17 protein-coding genes are annotated in these 21,724 nt (G+C 35.1%); 5 read left to right on the top strand and 12 right to left on the bottom strand.

What is annotated here, in order from left to right; genetic code table 11:
* The 4 genes from OLM58_RS03760 (at position 1) to rluF (ending at position 3,347) form a co-directional block, all read left to right on the top strand.
* Positions 1–780: a zinc ribbon domain-containing protein gene (locus OLM58_RS03760; protein WP_026109806.1), complete on the top strand. Its 780-nt coding sequence runs from the start codon at positions 1–3 to the stop codon at positions 778–780.
* 192 nt (positions 781–972) lie between these two features.
* Positions 973–1,824, top strand: a complete 852-nt coding sequence (locus tag OLM58_RS03765; protein ID WP_264531258.1) for an alpha/beta fold hydrolase — start codon at positions 973–975, stop codon at positions 1,822–1,824.
* A 146-nt stretch (positions 1,825–1,970) separates the two neighbouring features.
* Positions 1,971–2,318, top strand: a complete 348-nt coding sequence (locus OLM58_RS03770) for an antibiotic biosynthesis monooxygenase family protein (protein WP_264531259.1) — start codon at positions 1,971–1,973, stop codon at positions 2,316–2,318.
* 216 nt (positions 2,319–2,534) lie between these two features.
* On the top strand, positions 2,535–3,347 hold the full coding sequence (gene rluF / locus OLM58_RS03775; RefSeq protein WP_264531260.1) for a 23S rRNA pseudouridine(2604) synthase RluF: 813 nt from the start codon (positions 2,535–2,537) through the stop codon (positions 3,345–3,347).
* A gap of 73 nt (positions 3,348–3,420) precedes the next feature.
* Here the strand turns inward: rluF and OLM58_RS03780 are convergent, their stop codons facing one another.
* The 12 genes from OLM58_RS03780 to OLM58_RS03835 form a co-directional block, all read right to left on the bottom strand.
* Positions 3,421–4,347: a magnesium transporter CorA family protein gene (locus OLM58_RS03780; RefSeq protein WP_017494877.1), complete on the bottom strand. Its 927-nt coding sequence runs from the start codon at positions 4,345–4,347 to the stop codon at positions 3,421–3,423.
* 211 nt (positions 4,348–4,558) lie between these two features.
* Positions 4,559–5,944, bottom strand: a complete 1,386-nt coding sequence (locus tag OLM58_RS03785) for a DUF4173 domain-containing protein (RefSeq protein WP_264531261.1) — start codon at positions 5,942–5,944, stop codon at positions 4,559–4,561.
* A 143-nt stretch (positions 5,945–6,087) separates the two neighbouring features.
* Positions 6,088–6,378, bottom strand: coding sequence for a winged helix-turn-helix domain-containing protein (locus OLM58_RS03790; protein ID WP_017494879.1), 291 nt, complete (start codon positions 6,376–6,378; stop codon positions 6,088–6,090).
* An 8-nt stretch (positions 6,379–6,386) separates the two neighbouring features.
* Positions 6,387–7,004 (bottom strand): hypothetical protein, encoded by a 618-nt coding sequence (locus tag OLM58_RS03795; RefSeq protein ID WP_264531262.1) that lies wholly within the window; start codon positions 7,002–7,004, stop codon positions 6,387–6,389.
* Between the two features lie 634 nt (positions 7,005–7,638).
* Entirely contained in the window at positions 7,639–8,523 is an 885-nt protein-coding gene (locus OLM58_RS03800; protein ID WP_264531263.1) for a bifunctional 5,10-methylenetetrahydrofolate dehydrogenase/5,10-methenyltetrahydrofolate cyclohydrolase, read from the bottom strand.
* A 130-nt stretch (positions 8,524–8,653) separates the two neighbouring features.
* Positions 8,654–10,006: a signal recognition particle protein gene (ffh, locus tag OLM58_RS03805; protein ID WP_017494882.1), complete on the bottom strand. Its 1,353-nt coding sequence runs from the start codon at positions 10,004–10,006 to the stop codon at positions 8,654–8,656.
* Positions 10,007–10,312: 306 nt separating this feature from the next.
* Positions 10,313–11,998 carry an MBOAT family O-acyltransferase gene (locus OLM58_RS03810; RefSeq protein WP_017494883.1) on the bottom strand — a complete coding sequence of 562 codons (1,686 nt, stop codon included), beginning with the start codon at positions 11,996–11,998 and terminating at the stop codon, positions 10,313–10,315.
* Position 11,999: 1 nt separating this feature from the next.
* Complete coding sequence (locus tag OLM58_RS03815) at positions 12,000–13,331, bottom strand: GDSL-type esterase/lipase family protein (RefSeq protein ID WP_264531264.1); 1,332 nt, start codon at positions 13,329–13,331, stop codon at positions 12,000–12,002.
* An 82-nt stretch (positions 13,332–13,413) separates the two neighbouring features.
* Complete coding sequence (locus OLM58_RS03820) at positions 13,414–14,898, bottom strand: SGNH/GDSL hydrolase family protein (RefSeq protein WP_264531265.1); 1,485 nt, start codon at positions 14,896–14,898, stop codon at positions 13,414–13,416.
* Between the two features lie 249 nt (positions 14,899–15,147).
* On the bottom strand, positions 15,148–16,443 hold the full coding sequence (locus tag OLM58_RS03825) for a T9SS type A sorting domain-containing protein (protein WP_264531266.1): 1,296 nt from the start codon (positions 16,441–16,443) through the stop codon (positions 15,148–15,150).
* Between the two features lie 76 nt (positions 16,444–16,519).
* Entirely contained in the window at positions 16,520–17,929 is a 1,410-nt protein-coding gene (locus tag OLM58_RS03830) for an HmuY family protein (protein ID WP_264531267.1), read from the bottom strand.
* A gap of 8 nt (positions 17,930–17,937) precedes the next feature.
* Positions 17,938–20,091 (bottom strand): TonB-dependent receptor plug domain-containing protein, encoded by a 2,154-nt coding sequence (locus OLM58_RS03835; protein ID WP_264531268.1) that lies wholly within the window; start codon positions 20,089–20,091, stop codon positions 17,938–17,940.
* Between the two features lie 104 nt (positions 20,092–20,195).
* Between OLM58_RS03835 and OLM58_RS03840 the strand changes: the two genes are divergently transcribed.
* The gene (locus OLM58_RS03840) at positions 20,196–21,098 is read left to right on the top strand and encodes a DUF6607 family protein (protein WP_264531269.1); all 903 of its coding nucleotides are present in this window, start codon (positions 20,196–20,198) and stop codon (positions 21,096–21,098) included.
* The last annotated feature ends 626 nt before the right edge of the window (positions 21,099–21,724 follow it).

Raw genomic sequence — 21,724 nt, forward strand, 5'->3', positions numbered from 1 at the left:
ATGGCGAATACGAAAGAATTAAGTGTTGAGGACAAGTTAAGAGCAATATACGATTTACAGCTTATTGACTCCCGAATTGACGAAATCAGAAACGTAAGAGGAGAACTTCCTTTAGAAGTAGAAGATTTAGAAGATGAAGTTGCTGGTTTAAGCACGCGTTCAGAGAAACTAAAAGGAGAACTTGAAGTGATTGAAGAGCAAATCAAAGGGAAGAAAATTGCCATTGATGAGCACAAAGAGGTGATCAAAAAATACACAAAACAACAAGAATCAGTTCGTAATAACAGAGAATTTAATTCTTTGACTAAAGAGGTTGAATTTCAGGAATTAGAAATTCAATTGGCTGAAAAGCAAATCAAAGAAATGAAAGCTTCTATCGAACATAAAAAAGAAGTTATTTCTAATTTAAAAGAAAAACTTGACGCAAAAAGTTCGCATTTAAAACATAAAAAATCTGAACTGGATGCGATTATGGCTGAAACTCAAAAAGAAGAAATCTTCTTAACTGAGAAATCAGCAGAGTTTGCTTCACAAATCGAAGAGCGTTTATTAGCTGCTTACAACAGAATCAGAAGCAGTGTTCGTAATGGTTTAGCGGTAGTATCTATCGAAAGAGGAGCTTCAGCAGGATCATTCTTTACAATTCCTCCACAAACTCAGGTGGAAATTGCTTCAAGAAAAAAAATCATCACTGATGAGCACTCTGGAAGAATTCTGGTTGACAGCGCATTAGCTGAAGAAGAAAAAGAAAAAATGGAACAATTGTTCTCTAAAATCTAAATAACTGTCCCGATCTGATCGGGACTTTTTTTTGTGCCTCAGCACTATTTCTTTGCCACGAACTACACAAATTTTGCCAATTTCTATTTAGATACATTAAAGAATAAAAATTCGCGCTAAATTTGTGTAATTCGTGGCGAAACTTTTTTAGGTCGATTCCCGAATATTATTTTTATCACTAAATTATTTGTTTTGGGAATTAAAAAAGGAATCCGTTTTATCACTTTAAAATCGGTTGGGTCTTATATTAACTTTTTGAGCTATGTTCGTCCGCAAAAAGCGACGGAACTTTCTTATGCGCTTTTTAGCCAACCCAGAATTGGAAGACTAAAGAAAGAAGCACTGCCTAAAGTATTGAGAAATACAGAAACAGAGACGTTTCATCATAATGAACATCATTTTCAAACCTATATCTGGAAAGGTAACGAAACCAAGATATTGCTTGTTCACGGTTGGGAAAGTAATGCTTCGCGTTGGAAAAAAACCTTACCGCACCTTCAAAAATCAGGCAGTACCATTATCGCGATTGATGCTCCGGCACACGGACAAAGCAGCGGTAAAGAATTTAACGTTCCTCTATATGCTGAATTTATCAATAAAGCGGTCGAAAAATACCAGCCTGCCATTATTATAGGTCATTCCATCGGTGGTGCAGCATGTGTCTATCATCAGTATTTGTTCCCTAACACCAGCATCAACAAAATGGTCATTCTGGGAGCACCCTCTGATCTAAAAACACTGATTGACAATTATATCTCAATGTTAAGCCTGAACACCAAAATGTTTTCGCTTTTGGAAAGTAAATTCATGAATCGTTTCAATTTTAAACTGGAGGACTTTTCAGGACAACGATTTGCCTCAGAGTTTAATGTTTCGGGGTTAATTGCACACGACACTTCAGACAAGATTGTTGCTTTTGAGGAGGGCAAAAAAATCGCCAGCAATTGGAAAAACAGTCAGTTTATTGAAACTAAAGGCTTGGGTCACGGAATGCATGATGATGAATTGTATCAAAAGGTTATTGATTTTTTGTTTGCTTCTTAAAAAAGGTTCAAAGATGCAAAGGTTTATCTAAGACACTGAGATTCTAAGGCACTAAGTTTCTAAGACTAGAATCTAAAAATCTAACCATCTAAAAATCCAACAATCTAAAGATCTAAGAAGTCTAACCATCTAAAAATCTAAAAAAAATGATCGCTGTAATTTTCGAAGTAATTCCAAACGAAGGAAAAAAAGAAGAGTATTTGTCTATTGCCGCAAGTTTACGACCGGAATTAGACAAGATAGAAGGTTTTATATCAATCGAACGCTTTCAGAGTTTCAGTGATCCTGAGAAAGTTTTGTCGTTGTCATTTTGGAAAGACGAAGAAAGCGTTCAACAATGGAGAAATTTAGAAATGCATCGCCACGCGCAAGCCAGGGGACGTAAAGAAATTTTTAAAGATTATCACTTACGAATTGCCGCCGTAGTTCGGGATTACGGAATGTTTGACCGCAATGAAACCCCTACAGACAGTTCAGATTTTCATGCGAAGTAAAGACCACAAAGGTTCAGAGGTTCAGAGGAGCAAAGGCTCAAAGTTTCGTCAAAGATACTGAGATACTGAGATACTGAGGTCCTAAGGTTCTAAGGTTCTAAGATTAAAGTCTAACCATCCAATAATCTAACCATCTTACAAGTCTAACCATCCAACAATCTAATAATCTAATAATCTAATAATCTAAGAAGTCTAAATTTTGACTACTTTTGCACCATGGAAGAGAATTTAAAACGTCTGAATAAATTTATAGGAGAAACAGGATATTGTTCTCGTCGTGAAGCCGATAAACTTATTGAAGAAGGACGCGTAACAATAAATGGTGCTGTACCGGAAATGGGAACAAAAGTTTCTCCGGATGATGAAGTACGTATTGATGGAAAGCTGATTGTTGAGAAAAACGAAAAAATGGTTTATTTAGCATTCAACAAACCTGTTGGAATTGAATGTACAACCAATCTCGAGGTTCGAAATAATATTGTAGATTATATCAATTATCCTAAACGTATTTTCCCGATTGGACGTTTGGACAAAGCGAGTGAAGGACTGATTTTTATGACTAATGACGGTGATATTGTCAACAAAATTCTACGCGCACGAAACAATCACGAAAAAGAATATACCGTTACGGTTAGCAAACCTATTACAGATCGTTTTATACAGCGAATGGGAAATGGTGTTCCAATTTTGGACACGGTTACCCGAAAATGTAAAGTAGAACAAATTAGCAAATACACCTTCAAAATTATTCTGACACAAGGTCTAAACCGTCAGATTCGTAGAATGTGTGAATATTTAGGATACGACGTGACTGCTTTAAAACGCATCCGAATCATCAATATTTCACTCGATGTTCCGGTGGGCCGTTATCGTGATTTAACCGATGCTGAAATTAAAGAGCTGAATCATTTGATTGCACCGTCCAGTAAAACAGAGGAAGCCAGTCTCCCAAAAGAGGAAGCTCCAAAACGAAGAACCGAATTTATTTCGAAACACGATCCCCGATTTAAAAAAAGAGGAGACTATTAAAATATTCGCATAAAAAAATCCCTTCCGATAAAACGAAAGGGATTTTCTTTAATATGAGAAATTGTATTTTTTATCAGAACCATCTTCTTCTTTTGAATAGAAACACTCCGACTGATGATAAGATAACAGACACTAAAAGAAGAATCCAAATCCCATACTTGCTTTCTTCCAGACCATTCGGCACATTCATTCCATACAAACTCGCTATTAAAGTAGGAATCATCAAAATAATAGAAATCGAAGTCATTTGCTTCATAATATTATTCATGTTATTGGAGATTACCGAAGCATAGGCATCCATCATACCCGTCAAGATATTGCTGTAAATGTTCGCAGTATCCTGTGCCTGACTTAATTCAATATCAACATCTTCCAGCAAATCGGGATCAAAATGCTCTCTTTGAGCTTTTAGATTTTTGATTCTGTGAAATAAAACATCATTTCCTTTTAAAGAAGTAATAAAAAACACCAGACATTTTTCGATCTGCAAAAGCGCCTGTAATTCTTCGTTCTTGATCGATTTCTCCAGGTTGTCTTCGGCCAGTTTTATCTTTTGATTGATCTGCTTTAAATATTTCAAATACCAGACACTTGACGATAGAAGTAACCTCATCACTAAATCGAAATTGTCTTTGATTACTATATTTTTTCGTCTTGTATATTGAAGAAAATCGGAAACTATCTCGGTTTCATAAAAACTAATCGTAACGCAAACATCATCTTTAAAAATCAAACCTAAAGGAATGGTTTGAAAAGGAAGTTTAACATCGTTACTTTTTATAGGAACCCTCATGATAAACAAAGTCCAGCCGTCTTCAGACTCCATACGGGGTCTTTCGTCGATATCCTCAATATCGTTATAAAAGGCTTCAGGAATCTGAAGTTCTTCCAGTAAGTATTTTTTTTCTGTTTCTGAAGGAGATTCAATACTGATCCAGCAGTTTGGAGTCCATTCTTGTATCTCGATTAGTCCGTTGTTGTTTTTGTAAAAGGCTTTCATTTCAAAATTGCAGGTGTTTAGCGTAGCATTTTGAAAAAATTCAAAAGCTACTTTAATTAAATACTAACGAATAATAATCGTCCATTGGAGAAGTTTTTTTTAGTGCTGCAAAAGTATCCTTTATTTTTAAAACGAAAAACTTTAAACTACTAATTAATTATTAAAAAACCGCCCTATATAAATTCAATAGGACGGTTTTTGCAAATATTTACTACTTTTTCTCTACAAATTCGTAATAAAGTGCTTTTGACAAGAATGATTTGCTTTGATAATACCCAACATCATTATGTGCGTAAAAGTCATTTTCATGATCCCCGTAGTTAATAGTAGAGAAGTAAGCATTACGGTTATCATCATTAAAATTTAAACTTCGAAGGAATTTTGGCTCTACGCCCTTTTGAACTGAAATATTATATTGGGTAATGAAATCTCCCCAATTTACGAAACTGCATAAAAGTATCGTTCCGTAAAAACACCAGATCATTTCATTAAAAAGGTACGCGTTCGTTTTTTGTCTGGTGATTTTTAAAAAGGTAAAAATCAAACCAATTACCGCTAAAATCAGAAAAGCATATACCCCCAGTCTTTTATAAGTTAAGCCAAAGAATGCGACATATTCTGAGTTTTTAATAATGGTACTCACTATCAGCACACCATTTAAAACAATCCATACTTTAGCCAACTTTTTAAGACTAGCTGCCTTTTTATCAAAATTAAATCCTCCTTTAAAATAAAACAGAATCACTCCAACCGCCATAATTATCGAAAAGATTACGGCATTTACTCTTTCGTGAGTAGCTGAACTAAGTTTAGAAGTCTCGACAGCCTCGAAAAATTGCTCATAATTGTAGGTGATGATAAAAACCAAGAGCATAAAATTCAATAAGACTAATGTAATCTCACCACTTTTTCTTTCAAAATCCAAATCTAAAAACGAAAATGTTTTCTGATTCTTTATATCAATCACATTATCAAACTCATTGTCTAAAAGTTTATTTTTCTCGTAACACAGTTCGGGAACCCAATAATTCCAGAAACTAAATGAAATGTAAAACCCTAAAACCCCTATCAGAAGTACTTCGAAAATATCAAGATCTAAAGTATAGTCCGTTAATAAGGAGGAGAAATGCTCACTTCCAAAAGAATAGGCTGTAAAAAACACCACCAGGAAAATCAATGGAATAATAACGTATGCGACTAATTTCTTCGCAAAATTGTTGTGAATTTGTCTTTCCGGAAGCCATTGGCTGAACATAAAAACACGTCCTAACGTGGCGAAAGCGTTTAAAAATACAAGCGGGAAAATCTGAAGAATCTTCAGTTCCGGATCCTGTATTCTAAAATGCAAGAACAAAACAGACATGGAAAGTGCTAAAAATGAAGCAAAATCTCCGTACCAGGCAAAGGCAAGACACGACAGTACGGATGTAACCACCAAAATCAAATGAGATCGGTCGGTAAACTTATCCTGAAAAAAATAACAAATCAGGCCGATTAACAATAGTCCAAAAATGGCGAGGTTCACCCCCATTGATTCATGGTAAAAAAGCAGAATAAATATCAAACTGCAGGCTGGGATAACTTGGTGTTTTTTCATTGTTGTTAAATTTATGTATTAGAAGTCAAGTAGATTATCGTCTCGTTTATTGGTTTTCTTTGCAATATTTTTGCGACGATTTTACTATTTTAAATTTAAAAGTACTTTGTATTTCAAAGTTATTAGACAAAAAAATATAGCTCTTACGATTTCATTAATTTTTCGAGAAAAGAAAGGTGCTCCTTGAAAGCCGCACGCCCTCTGGGAGTTACCTGGTAAGATGTTTTAGGTTTCTTGCCTACAAACTCTTTTTTTACTTCGATATATTCTGCTTTTTCAAGAGCAGAGGAATGACTTGCCAGATTTCCGTCCGTAATATTCAGCAGATTTTTCATTTCAGTAAAATCTACCCACTCGTTGACCATCAAAATGGACATAATACCCAATCTGACACGGCTTTCAAAATCTTTATTTAGTTTATCAATAATTCCCATCGAATGGATTATTTATATTTTTTGAACATTATTAATCCGTACAAGATATGCAAAATACCAAATCCAATGATCCAAAAAATCAAACCGTATCCAATATAAAAAAGAGAAATAAATCCTAAAACTAGCTCGCAAAAACCTAAATATTTAATATCAGAATAGGTATACTTTTCCGCATTTATCAATGCCAGACCATAAAAAATTAAAGTAGCCGGTGCAATTAAACCATAAACCTCATGATAGATCAGCGCCAGACAAAATATACCTCCGGCCAATAATGGAATGGTTAAATTAAAAAGCATATTTTTAGTTGCCGATGTCCAAATAGGCAAATCATACTTTTTACTTTTTCTAACAGTAAAAAACAAACCGAAGCTAAAAGCAAAAGCTAAAATAATCAAACCCGTAAAGACCAGTTCTGAAACCAGGTCAGTAGAATATTGCTGCTCATAATCTCCACCAAAATATTCGGTCCCGTTTGCTTTAAACAATTGGTAAACATATAATCCTCCAATTAAAGCCGAAAGTCCCGCAAATACTCCTGAAAGGCCGCTTAGCGATATAAATCTTGAAGAACGCTCCATCATGGAACGAATATGGGCTAAATCTTCTTGGTGCTTCTGATTCATAATTAAAGTACTTTGAGATACAAAGTTAAGTATTAATTTGAATTGACAAACTAATTTTTGGAAAAATTTCGCAGAGATGCATAGAGATGGCGCAGAGATACACGAAGATTTTTATCGTATTACTTTGTGTAATCTCTGCGAGCCTCTGCGGAACCCAAAAAATTCCACGAAGACTCACGCTGGCACAGAGATGCACGGAGCCTTTTATGCATTCTTTTCTAAAAAAAAAATCCAAATCCCAACTTTATAAAACATGGATAGTCCCTATAGGACATTTTTTCTTATTTTTTCTACCGAAATGTGACTCCTAACGGAGTTTATATTGTAGCGAATAAATAAACGCTAACAACAACAGATAACTTACTTTTTTCTGCAGATATGTGATCCTAGCGGAGTCTATATCGTAGACAATAGGTAATTACAACACAATAGCCATTACAGCATTTTTCTACACTAACATTAAACTCCCGAAAGAGCTTATCCCATAGGGATCAAATAAAGGTAACACAACAACTAACCTGATTCGTCTTGTCCCGTAGGGACTACACCTTGAGATTCCAACATTAACTTCACCCCATCCAAAAAAAGCCTGTTCTCTCGAACAGGCTTTAATCTAAAATTTATTTCTACACTATTAATTTTTAGCGCTTCGCATCTTTCTTGCCAAAAGTGTGTTTTTCAATAACATCGCAATGGTCATTGGCCCCACTCCACCAGGAACCGGCGTAATAAATGATGATTTTTTACTTACTCCGTCAAAATCAACGTCACCTGTAATCACATAACCTTTTGGATGCGAAGCATCTTCAACTCTTGTAATTCCAACGTCAATTACTACTACTCCCTCTTTTACCATGTCGGCTTTTAAGTAATTTGGCACTCCTAATGCCGTGATAATAATATCAGCACTTCTGGTATACTCTTCAATATTTTGGGTTCTGCTGTGTGTTAAAGTAACTGTAGAATCTCCCGGATTTCCTTTACGGCTCATTAAAAGACTCATTGGTCGGCCCACGATATGACTTCTGCCAATAACAACGGTATGTTTTCCTGCAGTTTCAATATTGTAACGCTCTAATAACTGCATGATTCCAAATGGTGTTGCAGGAATAAAGCTGTCCATCTCTAAAGCCATTTTTCCAAAATTAGCAGGATGAAAACCGTCAACATCTTTGTCGGGATCAATAGCCATTAGAATCTTTTGTTCGCTGATGTGTTTTGGCAAAGGTAACTGAACAATAAATCCATCCAGATTATCGTCTTCATTCAGTTCTTTAATTTTTACCAGTAGTTCTGTTTCTGTAATTGTTTCGGGTAAACTCACCAAAGTCGAATCAAAGCCTATTTGCTGGCAAGATCTCACTTTACTTCCTACGTAAGTTAAACTTGCTCCGTCAGTTCCAACGATTACTGCTGCCAAATGAGGTACTTTCCCTCCGGCATCTTTTATCGATTGAACTTCGGCTGCAATTTCGTTTTTAATGTCTTCAGCTGTTTTTTTACCGTCTAGTAGTTGCATTGTTTTATTTTAGTTTCTGATTTAAAATTTCCGGCTTCACGTTAAAAGCGAAACACCTATTTATATTAATCAAAAAAGTTTCAAGTTCTAGTTTCATAACCTGAAACCTTAAACTTGAAACTTTTTTATTTTATCTCGGCATTCCGCCTGGCATTCCTTTCATTCCGCCCATCATCTTCATCAGATTTTTTCCACCCGGACCCTGCATCATCTTCATCATCTTGCTCATTTGGTCAAACTGCTTCATTAACTGATTTACCTGCTCGACTTTGGTTCCGGAACCTTTAGCGATTCTGGCTTTTCTTTTCACGTCGATTATCGAAGGTTTACTTCTTTCTATCGGGGTCATCGAGTGGATGATCGCCTCAATATGTTTAAAGGCATCATCTTCTATCTCTACGTCTTTCATGGCTTTTGAAGCACCTGGTATCATTCCAACCAAGTCTTTCATGTTACCCATTTTCTTTACTTGCTGAATTTGCGTAAGGAAATCATCAAAACCAAATTCGTTCTTAGCAATTTTCTTTTGAAGTTTTCTGGCTTCCTCTTCATCAAATTGCTCCTGCGCTCTCTCTACAAGCGACACAACGTCACCCATACCTAAAATACGCTCAGCCATACGATCCGGATAGAAAACATCAATTGCCTCCATCTTCTCTCCTGTACCTACAAATTTGATTGGCTTGTTTACAACCGATTTAATCGAAATTGCAGCTCCACCACGTGTATCACCATCTAATTTTGTTAAAATAACTCCATCAAAATTCAGGATGTCATTGAAGGCTTTTGCGGTATTTACAGCGTCCTGTCCTGTCATAGAATCTACAACAAACAAGGTTTCCTGAGGCTGAATTGCTTTATGAACACGAGCAATTTCATCCATCATTTCCTGATCTACTGCTAAACGACCAGCCGTATCGACAATCACTACGTTAAAGCCATTTGCTTTTGCATGTTTGATTGCGTTTTGAGCAATTTCAACAGGATTTTTATTTTCCGGCTCTGAATAAACCTCAACACCTATTTGATCTCCCACAACATGTAACTGATTAATCGCCGCAGGACGGTAGATATCACACGCTACTAGAAGTGGTTTCTTATTTTTCTTTGTCTTTAAGAAATTGGCCAGTTTCCCTGAGAAGGTTGTTTTCCCCGATCCCTGAAGTCCTGACATTAAAATAACAGAAGGATTTCCGGAAAGATTAACACCGGCAACATCACCCCCCATCAATTCCGTTAGTTCGTCTTTAACTAACTTCACCAGTAATTGTCCCGGCTGAAGCGTTGTTAAAACGTCCTGACCAATTGCCTTTTCTTTTACTTTAGTGGTAAAATCTTTAGCAATTTTAAAGTTAACATCGGCATCAAGTAAGGCACGACGAACTTCTTTTAAAGTATCGGCAACGTTTACTTCTGTAATTTTACCGTGTCCTTTTAATATATGGAAGGCTTTATCTAACTTATCACTTAAATTATCAAACATACTTTTTTCTTTATTTGAAGTGCAAAGATAATCTAATTAGGCATTTCAGGCAATTTTTATTTAATCACATTTAAACTTGAAGTGTACGCTAATTTTACCGCAAGGAGCGCAAAGTTTTACGTAAAATTTACTATGTTTTTTTGTTTGCAAAGACGCAAAGTCGCAATATCTTTTCTCGCAGATTTAGCTGATATTTTTTCATACATAATCTTAAGAAAAAAGAATCTCTCTAATCTGCGAAAACAAAAAAGACGCAAAGAATAAACCTTTGCGCCTTTGTAACTCTGTCCCTTTTCCCCCTCTTAATTAAAACTGGAAGTAAATAAACGGCTGTGAACCGGCAACTGCTGTTGCATAGACTATCCAATACGTGAATCCCAGAATAATTGCTTTTCCGATCAAAGGTGTTTTATCAAAAACTAATTTCATTTTAGAGGTGATCGCTTCCGGCAAGACGTGCCAAACGTATCCGAAAAGCATCAATAAAAACACATTTTTGTAACCTATTATGATTGCCTGCCAATGTTCCGGCTCAAAGGTTAACTGACCAATATTATTAATCACCTGAAGTGCTGTTTCAAAATCTCTGGCACGGAAAAATATCCAACAGAAAACAACAAAGTGAAAGGTAATGACGATTGAAAAGAATTTCCATAAAAATCCAGAACCTTTGCCTTCTTTTTTTGGAGGAAAGAATTCCATGAAAATTTTATGAACGGCTAATGCCAATCCGTGTAATGCTCCCCAAACAATAAACTGTGCACCGGCTCCGTGCCACAATCCTCCTAAAAGCATCGTGGTAAACAAATTGAAATTGGTCACCAAGGTTTGGTTTTTCTTTTTCGAAAGTAAAAAGGTCAGGCAGAAAAGCACTAGTGCCCCAATTGCGATCCCTAGTGGAATGAAACTTTCGTTTATGTTTGAAATTCCCCAAAGCAATAATCCGAAGAAGAATAAACTTGGAAATAAAAACCCTGCGAATGTTCCTTCACGATTTCCACCGATCGAGATATACAAAAAGTCTTTCAGCCAGGTGGATAGTGAAATATGCCATCTTCTCCAGAAATCAGTGATAGAAGTTGACTTATAAGGCGTTCTAAAGTTGGCCGGAAGTTTGAATCCTAACAGCAAAGCGATTCCGATTGCCATATCCGAATATCCTGAAAAATCGCAGTAAATTTGAATAGCATATCCATAAGATGCCATTAAATTTTCGAACGAAGTATAATTCATTGGAGTGTCAAAAACACGATCGACAAAGTTTATAGAGATGTAATTTGAAATTACCGTTTTCTTAATCAATCCGCCAATAATCAAAAACAAAGCGTTGTTTACATCTTCTCTGGTCAGGTTTAATTTCTGATAAATCTGAGGTAAAAAATCCTTTGCTCTAACGATTGGTCCTGCCACCAACTGCGGGAAGAACGAAACGAAGAACAGATATTCGATGTAATTTTTGGTTGGTTTAATTTCTTCACGGTAGATTTCGATAATATAACTCATCGACTGGAAGGTATAGAATGAAATTCCAACCGGCAGAAAAATATCGTGCAGTTCATAATTTCCATGAAACATATCATTGAAAGTAACAATCATGAAGTTCATGTATTTGAAATACCCCAACAATCCCAGATTCAGAATTACACTGATCACCAGATAAATTTTCTTTGTACTGTCTTTTGCTTCTCTGTAAATAATCTGACTCAGTCCGTAATCAACAACAGACGAAAGTAATAATAGCAGAAAGTAAATTCCACTTGACTTGTAATAAAAGAAAAGCGAAAAGAGAATAACGTATGTTAATCTCAAATAAAATGTTTTGCGTAAAAAGGCATACACAAAATAAAAAACCAGAAATAATCCGAGGAACAAACCGGTATTAAACAGTAATTTTTCTTCAGGGTTGTATATAAACCAGCTTTGAACCTGCTCCGGAGTAATCGCGCCAAAATTCTGAATGAACCAATTATTTATGCTATCTATTGTAATCAACTTAATTCTTTAATTTAAAATTATCGTATGCTTTTAAAAATGCTTCTGCAAACAAGTTTCCTTGTTTTTCGTATCCTTTTTTAGAATAATGAACCCAATCCGGGCCAATTAATCCAGAGGACTTTAAACCTCGGATTCCTTCCATCGCTCCCAGTTCATCGTATAAATCCCAAACTGCAAAACCGTCTGTCTTTGCAATTTCAATAATACTTTTTGCGTAATCGCGAATATAAACATTGGGTCTTCTTGCTTTGAGTAATGAAGGAGGCGGAGTCATCACAAGGATAGAAACCTTACTATTGTGTTCTTTCACATTTTTTATAAAATCTCGCAATTCCTTTATATACGCCGAAGCTTCCATATGATCGTAGCTTTCATTTGTTCCCAACGAAAGAACTATAAGGTCGCTATGCAATGCTTTTAGCTGTTCAAAAAATAACGGGTACTTATTATAATCTGAAAACTTGGCTCCATTTACCCCAATGCTGCTGTAAATTAAACCGGGTGTATCTCTTTCTAAAACGATCCCGCTCAGTTCGTACTTTGAAGCTTCTTTATTTGGAAGTAGAAAAATACGACTCAACGTTTTTTCAGAGTTATAATAATGAGTAAACGAATCCGATTCCAAATTTAAAGGAACAAATTCTGAACTCGTAATATTTCTGGGTTTAGTCTCGTTTGTTCGGATTTTAAGCGTTCTTCCCGCACGAATGTTATTCGATTTCAGATGATTGTCTTTTCTAATATCAGCTACTGAAACATTGTATTTGTCAGCAATTGTCGAGATCGCTTCTCCTTTTTTGATCTTGTGCGTAATTACTTTTCGCTCTGTAGACTGAATTGTTTTAGTTTGAGAGGATATCGCTAAATCAAACATGTTCTGATTTTGAGGCGTAATAATTTTGATAGTATTGAAATTATACGCAGCATCTTTAACATTCAGTTCAACAGCAAAACCACCATTGTCTCTCCAAAGTGCAATTCCGCTTAAACCAACGGGAACATTTTTGACAGGATGAATGTTTCGATAACTTTCCCAGCCTCTGTTGGAACGAAACCGTTCGTTATAAGAACCATTTGTTTTGGCCAGCTGATACGGAAAAACTAACCCCCGACCGCCATTACCAAACTTTTGCTGTAGTTTTTTCCTAATCTCATTGGTCATTAAATCACTCTGAATGTGCGAATCTCCCACATGGACCATATTGATTTTTTGACTATTTTGACTTTCGTTCGACTTCAATTTCAAAAAAAACGGCACTAAGACTTCTGCATTATAAATCCTGTCTCCTGAAAAAGAATCAACAGCGGCTGTATCGGCTTTATGCATCATATTTTTTGTAATTGGAATTGAATCTGTCTTTGGTATTTTATCGTTTGTTGAGAAAAAAAGACAACAAAAGAAGATAATTAATCTATTCATTTACGCTATCTGTTTTTACCGCTACGGAATCTGTATTGGTCTTCCTGGCTGCTTTCCGTTTGTTGGTATCAGTCTCTCTGTTTACCCGTAATACTTTATATTGCTCGTAACCTTTGTTCAATTGATCGTATACTAATTTACCAATAGCTTTTGCCCCACGCTGGTTAAAGTGTGTATAATCTTTATTGGCTCTGGCCGGAGATTCATCTACCCATTTCACCATTGATCCGTCACCTCCCATTAAGGTGTACAAATTCACAAATCCGGATTCGGTTTCAAGTGCATATCTTTTTTGTGCTCTCATTAATGGAACAACGGCTGAATCGGTTTTCATTTCTAAATCGTATTTGGTAGATTTATCGGCTGTAGAAATGATCAGAATCGAAACTCCCGGAAAAGATTCTTTAATTTTATTCACCGCTTTGGTCATCCCTCTTTGGTACCAATTGTAATTCTTGGTTCCATAATTTAGAACGTTGGTTCCGTAATGCAGAATAACTAAGTCGTACTTTAAACTGTTATTGAACCCTTGCATCACATTGGTATTAAAAGTAGAAATCGGCAAACCTGAATTTCCTCTTTGCGAGAAGTTGTCTACATGAACCCCGTTTCCGCTATCAAAATTAAAACCGTAGATTGGAATAGAATCAGCATGAATAAAATTGGCTTTGAATCCTTTTATGCTTCCCGAAGTTACTTTTAAAGTATTAATCAAATTATTCGGCACAAGGCTTTTTCGCAAGGTATCTTTGCCGATAATAAAATTCACATTTCCTTTTTTAGATCCTCTGCCATAATATAAAGTCGGACTATCTAAAGTTGTTGCGTGTTTGTTTAAACCTGCTTCGTACTGAACCCAGGTAGTATTTGATTTATCATTGGCAAAAAACACGTGCCCGTTTACTCCAAATGGACTCGTTGGATGTTTTACGTTCAAATACGATTGCATTTTCCAGTTTTTGGAAGCCGAAGATTTTACAGAACCACGTGATGCCGCAGATTCTGAATTGATCGACACAAAGCCAACTCCGCTTCCGCCAAAACGTTCCTGGTAATTGGCGCGAACATCCTGCACAATTAAATCACCATCGGTCATGGAATCTCCATAATAGGCAATTCTGACTTTGGCTTGCGGATTATTCTCTAACTGGTATAATTTTTCGTAAAAAGAAATCAGGTATTGGTACCCTTTGTAGTTATCGAAAGTTTCAGATGGAAATTCGATTCCTTCCGAAGCATCGAAAACAATCTTTTCCCTCATTTCATTTTTCTCCTCTTCGGTCAGACTGTCTCCATCCTGTTCCAGAGAATCATTTGCGACTGACTCTAAAAGCAGACTATCGATTAGTACGTTTTTAGAATCTACTTTACTATCCGAAAATATCTTGTCCGGCAAGATTTGCTTAAATCCGATGAAAGCTATAAATGCCAGTGCCACAATGGCAAAAGACTGAAAGAAATAAGATTTTGTATTCACTCGTAATAATAAATTTGAAGAAAGGATTTACTAAAAATTTGATTTCAAAATTCCTGTTAATTCCTTATAAAAAAATACCCGCAAAGATAGAATTAAACAATTAATTTCTAGGTTCTTTTTAACATTAAAATAATACAAAAAAAAGAGGCTGAACAAATCCAGCCTCTTGATCAAAAAAAAATAAAAAAAACAAAGTCAATGATTAACTAAATTTTGAAATGAATTGAGTATAATTTACTCTTTGTATCTTTATTGAACTATAATTTTACCCGTTTTAATTTCCTTGTTTCCTGAACGAATTTTATAGAAATAAATTCCTTTTGCATAACCTGAAGGAATGTTCCAGCTCACCACCTGATTAGGTGTTACTGTTCCTCTAAAAACTGATTTTTCGTTTCTTATACTTTCAGAATAAACTACTATTTCAATTTCTTTATTGGTTGAAAAATTTGTAGCAAAATTTACAACTTCGGTTGTTGGGTTTGGGTAGATTAACAACGAATCTTCTTCTGATTGAGTCTTTAAAGCTTGTTGTTGTAATTGAGAGGTACCATACAATCTTATCTTATTACTATTCGAGCTATGTGAACTATTTACAGATTGAACAGTTCTTAATATGAATGCAGTATGATCATTCTGTAAAATACTTATTGCACGCAAATATGGTGTCAAATCCAAATCCTTTGTCGTTTCATCAAATATAATTGGATCTTCTTGGCTTCCCAAAAACCATGAATACTTATAATCGCCAAATGCTCCAGTTGGCTGACTCCCTGTTATTGTAGTGCCACTTATTGATATGATATTATTTTCTATAGCAGGAACGTGAGGTAAAGTTATGGTCACTACATTACTTATAGGTACATTCATGGTACTACCTGTTTTTTTTGCACTTCTTCTGTACTGAGTTGTCTCTAAAAGAATGCCAGGTAAAATGAAGTCCTTTGTTTCTCCTGGAATCGGCATCCAAACTCCATTAATGTTTTTTTTCTCCCATTGATACTCATATCCTAATGGTACAAAAGTCCCCCCGATTAGAGGAGCTGTGCTCCCCCTATCAATACTTAGATCCGAAATTATTGTATTCTTGTAATTATGAAAAATTGTAATTTGATTATCAAACGTTGGATTTGTAGGATTGGTAACTGTTGCCTTGTAATTTACGGTAATCTTAATCATATCGGCTTCATTCTGAAAACAACTCCCATTAGTTGAAAATTTATAAATAACCTGAGTATCAGAACTCACAGTCTTTTTAAATTTAAAAACAATGTTTGTTTCGTTCTGATAGTAATTCATTATGCTTCCTTTCGAATAGCTAACTAACTGAAGACCATCCGTATTGCCACAGGACATGGTTTCAAGAAAAATAGAAGCACTCTCAGTACTACCATAAAATTTCACCAGAATACTTGCTGTACCTTCAACTCCTGAAGCAACATCGATGGATTTTGTTTTAGAATCGTACTTTACACTACCTTGACAGAATGCTAATTGTATAAAAAAAAGCATCAAAAATAAAAAACTTAAAGTAATTTTTTTCATGTTAAATTAAATTAAAGGTTAAAAAATAACCCCGAACCAACTGAATTTAGCTAGTTCGGGGTACTAGATTATACTATTATTTCAACAATGCATATTGAAATTTAGGATATCCTCTTTCACCAGCTTCATTTGCACCACCAGTAAATTTCAATTTGTACACATTTCCAGCAGGGTCTTTAATTACAAAGAAACGATCCGTTCTAAGAACGAATTGAGAAACTGGGGTTCCATCAGGTCCTGTAGCACTAGTACTTCTCCAGTTAGAACCAATATTTCTCTGATCAGCGGTAAACTTACTATTATCAACATTAGCCAATGTAAAAGCATCGTATGTAAAAGCAGTTGTAAGTACTTGGTAAGATTTTGCTTCACCTTTTACGTTACTTAAAATAAAATCCGGGAAGAAATATGGCTTAGGTGTAGTACCCGGTAGAACATTTGTGAAAGTTGTAAAACTAATGTCCCATTGGTTTTTCTGAGGCTCAACATTCACCACTTTCTTATCTAACAAACTAAAAAATGTAAAGTTGTAAGCACTATTCTTAGAAACAATAACTTCCTGGTGAGTAGTAGCTGCAATATCCGCATACTGAACCTTGTAATCGTTCCCGCTTCTTAAAACTCTAACTTTTTTCCATCCTCTGGAAGTTCCTCCTGCAGCTCCTTCTGAACCTGTCGCCGGTTTAGTTGTAGCAGGATTACTTCCCATATTAATTAAATACACTTTATTATCTGCATCTGTAGCAGAAACTGCAGCAATAGTTGTTTTAGTAATATCTCCGGCAGGATCATCAATTTGAGTTGTACTCCCCTCACCTTGATTAATAATCATAGTTGCGTCTTCAGCTTGAACTTCATCAATATTTACACTTGTTGTTTGCTTAGCCGACATTTTTACACTACTATTTAATACAACTCTAAATTCTGACCCTGAGTAAAACCCCAGATCCCAAGATGTTCTAACTACAGTAGTTAATTTCCCACTACTCAAATCAACATAAACTTGATTTGGCTGCATTGGACCACCAACTTCTGGTGATAAAGCAGTTCCTAACGAAGCAGTTTCATTAAAATTCAACTGGATTGTTTTATTCCCTACTACATTAACATTAATAGAAGAACCATCAATTGTAAAAATTACATTCTTAACCTCCGCGCCTACTGCATTTTTAATTTTGTTAAAAGTAAATTCAGCAGATGTCGCATTTTGAGCAAAAGGTATTACTATTTTATTTGCTGCTGCTGTGGGAGCAGTAGTAAAATCTGTGGTATAAGCTGCAGCCGTAACCGTGTACGAAACTGTAATTGTCCCAGCAGAAGGTGCCGGAGAAGCAAACTTAATCTGAACTTGAGTTGCAGCACTCGTTAAATTATAAGAAGACTCAGCAAATGCTACAGCTACAGATTCTCCGCCATTATCGTCGCTATTACAAGCCGTAAAAGCCAGCAATACGAAAGAAAGTATTAAAATAAAGTTTTTTTTCATGATATATATTAATTAAAATTTAGATTATACGTAAGTTTAATAAAGTAAGAGCGTCCATATCCAAGCATTAAGTCTGAACTTGTGGAACCATGTGCTCCTCCAGTTGAACCTCCTCCATTCCTCACAGACTGAACGTCTGTAATGTTAAATAAGTTTCTGGCGCCAACCATTACTTCAAACTGATTTTTGAAAAACAATTTACGAACAGAAGCATCCATCCAACTATAAGGCTTTATTTCATTTAAAAAGAATTTAGCACTTCCGTCTGTGTCTGTTCCAGCTACAAACTGCTGCTGCTGTCCATTATACTTGTAGTACAATGCTACCAGGGTGTTCCATTTTGGAATATTATAAGAAATACTTGAATTTAACTGAAATGAATACAGATACTTATCATCAGTAGTCAGATTTAGTGCCGCCAAATCTAATTTTCTGGAAATACCAACTAAAGCCGCCCCAATTTTTACATTCCAGTTTTTGTATGAATATTGTTCAGTAGTTGATGCATTCCACATTTTATACGCGTTGATATTTACATATCTATAGCTTAATGAAGGAACAATTTGAGTCAAAACCATATCGATTCTATCATCAACACTCATAAAGGTAAAGGCCACATTATTCGAAATTTGCGCGCCTGAACGAAGTTGACAAGATCTTTTAAAACTAAGCTCATATGAGGTACTATTCTCAGGAACTAAATCAGGATTACCCTGAACATTATGATTAGAATCTACAAAATAAGTATAAAGCTCATCAAAGTTAGGAGTACGATATGATTTACCCATTGAAGCTCTAGTCTCTAATCCCTGTTTAAAAATATATCTTAATCCTAACGAACTAGCATATTGATTGTCAAAATTAGATTGAATCGAATAACGAAGCCCTGGACGGATAGAAAATTTATCGGTCAGATTAACCTCTGCCACAGTAAAAATATCATAATTTTCAAGTCGCTTTCTTATGTCTTTAAGCTGTTGCTGATCGTCCTTAAAAGTACCTGCAGTCGCATCATAAAATCCATTTTCATTTGTAATTTCATAACCCAATTGAAAATCGACCTTTTTACTATTGAAAAAATTACTTAGAGTTCCTGTAGAATAGAAAACTTCTTTTGATTGGTAAGTTTGTCTCTTATTATCAAACTCCTTTCCTGTTTCCATTTGATAATTAAACCTTTCTAAATCACGTTCTTGTTTCTGATGTGAGAGCGAGACATTATAATTTAACTTCGAAAACAATTTCCCGTTAGAATTTAAATGATGATAAAATCTATTGGTTATAAAACGTTTATCATTTGCATAATAAGTTTCAGGAAAAGGGTAATTATCTTGCGGAATTAAAATTGGATTATAAAAATGAACATCCTCACCATAGTAATCAAATTTGTAAAATATTTTAAAATTTCCTTTTTGATAACCTAAAAGTCCATTTCCAACTAACTGATCTTTCGGAAGCCATTTATAACCTCGTAACCCATTATTCATGGCATAATCTTTCCCCTTCATATTATCATAAAAACCAGCAAAATCATTGCGGTTCCCACCTATATTAACGAACCAGTTTTCGTTAAAATTATGAGCTATTTTGGCTGATTGAATATGACGGCCTTTATTAAAAAGTGCATATTCATTACCTACAGTTTCTTCCTGAACGGTTGTACTAATCTGCCATCTGTATCCTCCACCTTTTTTAGTTATGATATTCAAAATACCACTTACGGCATTTGCTCCATGAGTTACTCCCATTGAACCTTCAATAATTTCGATACGTTCAACATCGTCAAGATTTACCTGTGTTAAATCGACATTAGTTCCCATTCCGGTATCACTTACTAGTGGGATGTTATCAATTAATATTTTAAAATATTGCGAATCCAATCCAAACATAGAAACGGTTGAACGTCCATCACTCCCGCTATTCCTAATCGTTATATTTAAGTATTGATTTAAAACATCTGCAAGATTGTTTGCTGCCAATTGCTTAATATCTTCCTTTGAAATCACACGAACATTAAACACTGATTTTTTTATAGACTGTGGCTCAAACTGCCCGGTAACCACCACTTCAGAAAGTTTATTTACAGCCGTGGTATCTTTCTTTTGTGCAAAGGAGATTTGACAAAAAAGAAAAGCTGCAAAAAAGATAAATTTGATTTTCATTATTTTTATTCAATCTTAATAATGGCGCAAATATATAAACTATTTTTATTTGTTCTAAATTAAATACATATATTTGCGAAAATTTAAAAACAAAATATTACATTATGATTTCAAAAAGCCTCTATTTTTCAGCTGTTATGGCTTTGACTTGTAGCCTTGGTTTCAGTCAGGATAAAAAGCAACAAGACATCAAATCCATCAAATCTATGTGTGGTTGCTACGAAGTGAAGTTTAATTTCGCAGAAACTTTTCAATACGCTAAAGATTCGGCGACTTATAAACCATCTGAAACCAAACACGAATCTGCATTAGAATGGGTAGAGTTACTAGAAGACACTCCTAACAAAATTGTAATGCAACACTTATTAATAGTGAGTGATGACATGATCATCAAACACTGGAGACAGGACTGGTTGTATGAAAACACTGATTTATATACCTTTAATAAAGGAACTTCATGGAAATATAAAAAACTGGACAAAAAAACCGTAAAAGGTCAATGGACACAAAAAGTATTTCAGGTAGACGATAGTCCGCGTTATGAAGGATCTTCGACATGGGTACACGTAGACGGACAAAACTACTGGGCAAACATTGCTGATGCACCACTTCCAAGAAGAGAGCAAACGAAACGTAATGACTATAATGTTTTAAAAAGAAGAAACATTCACGAAATTACAGCTACAGGATGGAATCATGAGCAAGACAATGACAAATTGGTGCGTGACGACAGCGGAAAAGATGTTTTGTTAGCTCAGGAAAAAGGTTTGGACGTTTACACTAAAGTTCCGGATATTAAATGTATCGCTGCCCAAAAATGGTGGAAAGAAAACAACGCGCTTTGGAAGAATGTTCGTGACAAATGGCAAACTCTTTTTGACAGACACCAGGACTTAAACTTAGAAGCTAAAGTAGACAGAAAAGCACTTTACTCTCTCCTGTTTGATTTAAAACCAACTGCTACAAAAGCAGAAACTGATGCAATCATCAACAAATTCGTAAAATAAGAAATTATTTTCTACTTATATTTTAAAAGCCGATAGTGACAAACTATCGGCTTTTTTATGCATAAAAAAAACCGCCTGAAAATGAATTCAAACGGTTTACTACCTTCTATGTTTAATAAAGCTATTAGCTTACTAATTCAAAACAGCATAAATCAACTAATAAAAGGTTGGTATTTTTAATCTCTATGATAGATATTCTGGAATAATCCTCGCGGAAATGCTTAAAAAAACTCTTGAAGTGATATTAGAGTCTGTAGATAAGGATGTTAGAATCCTGTAATACTTTCTTTATTAAAGTAGGAAAATTAACATATTATTTTATAACACACAAGCAAATAACAGACTTTTTTTTCTTTTTTTCTACAAAGCTAAAATCCAGTATTTTAACTGTAGTAACCGAGAATGCATAATAAGGATTAAAAAAAACAAAGCAAAAAAGGCCGATACTGTGATAACAATCGTCCTTTGATTCATGCTATGCATAAAAAATACATTTTGCATCAAATATTAGTTACCTACTAGGTTGTAGCGGCCTTTCTTTTTCTGCTGTCGAAAATCGATACACTTTGCGATTTCAAGTTGACATAAAAAAAAGTCGATAATTACATTTATAATTATCGACTCTT

This window comes from Flavobacterium sp. N502540, from assembly GCF_025947365.1.
Lineage (GTDB): Bacteria > Bacteroidota > Bacteroidia > Flavobacteriales > Flavobacteriaceae > Flavobacterium.